General features: G+C 72.1%; 1 protein-coding gene. It reads right to left on the bottom strand.

All coding sequences use genetic code 11. From position 1 onward, the window contains the following. A partial coding sequence (locus ABD249_RS02235; RefSeq protein WP_425546275.1) for an Ig-like domain-containing protein occupies nt 1–3,357 on the bottom strand: 3,357 nt, incomplete at its 3' end. Nucleotides 3,358–3,427 lie beyond the last annotated feature (70 nt).

The following is a 3,427-nucleotide window of genomic DNA, read 5'->3' as shown; positions in this document are numbered from 1 at the left end:
CCCATCCGCGCTCTGCACCGTGTAGCCCGAGATCGCCGCACCGTTCGACGCCGGGGCAGCCCACGCCAGCGTCACCGTCTGATCCCCGACCGACAGCACGTTCGGACGGATCGGCGCCTCCGGCCGGCCCTTCACGTTGACGACCACCTGGCCCGTCTGCTGGCGCTGCACGGTCTCGGTCGCATCCTGCACCGTGTAGCGCACGGTCATGACGCCCGAGAAGTCGGCGTCCGGCGTCACCGTCACGCTCGCGCCGTCGTCCGAGACCTGGCCGCCGCCGGCGATCACGGTCGACTCGACGACGCGCAGGGGCGCCTGCCCCTCGAAGGGGTTGTAGTCGTTCGCGAGCACGTTGACGGTGGAGGCGATGCCCTGCACGGCCTCGGCGGCGTCGTCGCGCAGGCTCGCGAGCGGCTCGTTCGAGATCACGACGGTCGCGACGACCGTGCCCTGGGCGGCGTTGCCGTGCCGGTCGGTCGCCTCGATCGTGTACGACACGGACGAGCCGACGTTCGCGTTCACGGGCGCCGAGAGGGTGAGCGTCTGGTCGGCGAGGTCGGCGTCGACCTGGTCGGACTCGCCGCCGACGACCTCGAAGCCCATCTCGTCGAGGTCGCCCGGGTCGGGGTCGCGCGTCGCGGTCGTGAGGTCGAAGTCGATCGAGCCGTTCTGCGGCACCTGCAGCGACGCGCCCTGGAACGTCGGGGCGACGGCGGACGAGGGGCGCACGAGCAGCGCGATCGAGAGGGTCGCGGTGTTGGCGTCGGGGTCGGACTCGTCGGTGCCGTCGCTCACCTCGAAGCTGAGCGTCGCCGGGCCCGTGTAGCCGGACTCCGACGTGTAGACGAGCGTGTCGACGTCGACGACGAGCGGATCGCCGTTGGCGTTCGTCGCCGAGACGCGATCGGCGGTCGTGATGCGCGGCGCGTTCTGCGACACCTCGACCAGCTCGTCGAGGTCGAACTCCTCGGCGATGCCGGACTGCACCTCGTAGACCGCGCTCGGGTCGGCGAGCCGGGGTGCGGGATCGCGCGCGACGGGCACGAACACGAAGGCCTCGGCGCTCTCGCCGTCGGGGTCGGTGACGCGATACGTGACGACCTGGAACTCCTCGTCGCTCGGCGTCACCCGGATGCCCTCGGCGACGACGTCGCCGTCGCCCTGCAGCACGGTCACCTCGAGCGCGTCGGGGCTGCCGTCGGGGTCGAGGTCGTTGTCGAGCACGGGCACGGCGAGCGGCTCGCCCGCGACGACGTCGGCCGGCGGCACGACGTCGTCGACCGCGATCGGCGGCTCGAGCGGCGCATCGGCGGCGACCGTGACGAGCACGACGCCCTGCGTCGATCCGCCGCGGCCGTCGGAGATGCGGTAGCGCAGCGAGTACTCGCCGTCCGCGTCGGGGGCGACGAAGTCGACGGTGCTGCGATCCTCGTCGATCGTCACGTCGCCGAGCTCCTCGGAGGCGTCGGCGATGCCGTCGGTCTCGAGCGTCAGCAGGTCGCCGTCGGGGTCGAAGTCGTTCGCGAGCACCGGCACCGCGATCTGCCTGCCCGGCTGGACGGACACCTCGTCGCGCTCGGCGTACGGCGCCTGGTTGACGTCCGGCGGCGGGGCGATGCCGATGACGACGGCCGCCGTCGACTCGGCACCCCAGCGGTCGCGCACCCGGTAGGTGAAGGTCGTCGAGCCCGCGGAGCCCTCGTAGGCCTCGTAGGTGAAGAAGCCGTCGCCCACCTCGGTCACGCGTCCCGCGTCGGGTGCCTCGTCGTAGCCGACGAGCTCGACGCCGTCGCCGTCGGGGTCGATGCCGTCGAGCGGGATGGGGATCGAGACGAGGTTGCCCTCGACGACGCGCGCCGTGACCGTCTCGGCGATGGGCGGGTCGTTGCCGGCCTCGCGGTCGACCACGGTGAGGTCGATGGGCGCCGTCGCGACGCCGCCGTGCACGTCGGACACCTCGTAGACGAGGCGCACCGACGACGGCCCGCCGACCGGCACGAACACGCGCACCTGGTCGCCGTCGACGAAGGCGCAGCCCTCGGCATCCTCGCCCGTGACGTCGCAGCCGTCGTCGCCGGAGGCGAACGTGGTCTCGACGAGCTCGCCCGAGACCGTGAGCTCGAGGTTGTCGGGGCTGAAGTCGTTCTCGAGCACGGGGATCGACACGAAGTCGCCCTCGCGCACCGTCGCGGTGTCGGCGACCGCCGTGGGTGGCGTCGGCTGCTCCGGCGGCGGCACGGGGATGACGACGACCTGCCCCGTCTCCGTGTAGCGGCCGTTCGACACCGTGTACGTGATGGTCGCCTCGGACGTCAGGCCCTGCGTGTCCGACAGGCGCAGCACGCGGCGCTCGAGCAGCTGCGCCGACACGGGCACGCCGTTCGCGACGACCGACTGGACGACGAGCACGCCGCCCGAGGGATCGACGTCGTTGGCGAGCAGGTCGACGAGCGTCTCGCCGAGCTGCGGCAGCAGCGCGATGTCGCGCACCGCCACCGGCCTCGCCTCGTCGTCGGTCTCGCGGACGTCGACGCGGATCTGCCCGGTGGGCGACGAGGCCCCGGCCGTCGCGAGGTAGGGCACGTAGTAGGTGCCCACGGTGTCGCTCGAGAGCGTGACGATGCCCGTCTCGGGGTCGAACGACCCGGCGATGGCAGGCGCGCGGTCGAAGGACACCTGGGCGAGGCGCGCCGCCTGCGTGCCGGGCACGTAGTCGTTCGCGAGCGGCTCGATCGACACCTCCTGCCCGACGGTCGTCGACACGAAGTCGGCGTTCGCGAGCATCTGGGCCGTGTTGCGCTCCATGACCGTGACGCGGATGGACCCCGCGGTCGCGTCGCCGCGGCTGTCGACGACGGACATCTCGACCGTCGTCGGGCCCGGCGAGCCGGTCGCCGTGTAGAGGATGCGGCCCGCGGGGGATGCCTCGATCTGGTCGCCGGAGGGGCTCGTGGCGGACTGCAGGTAGAAGTCGTCCCCGTCGGGGTCGTACCAGCCCTGCAGGCCCGGGTACTCGAACCGGGCGGTCTGCTCGATCGTGAACGACTGCTCGAACAGCGGCTCCGGCGCACCGTTCTCATCCGGCGTGCGCACCGTCACCGTCACGGTCGCCGTCGCCGAGCCGCCCTTGCCGTCGACGACCTCGTACTGGAACGTCACGATCCGCTCCGAGAACGACTCCGGGATCTCGATCTGCAGCTGCGAGTCGTTCGCGATCGGCGACACCGTGATGCCCGACGGCAGATCGGACACGACCCGCGCGGTCAGCACGTCGCCGTCCTGATCCGAGTCGTTCGCCAGCACCGGCAGGATGCTCGCCCGCCCCGGACGCGCCCCCAGCTGATCGTCCGTCGCCACCGGGTCGTGGTTCTCCGCCGACGGCGGCGGGACCGTCTGCTGCAGGATGTCCTCCAGCGACTCGTCCTGC

Source organism: Agrococcus versicolor (genome assembly GCF_039531815.1).
GTDB classification, from domain to species: domain Bacteria; phylum Actinomycetota; class Actinomycetes; order Actinomycetales; family Microbacteriaceae; genus Agrococcus; species Agrococcus versicolor.
Note: the sequence above shows the minus strand (reverse complement) of the source record. Positions and strands in the feature narration are given on the sequence as shown.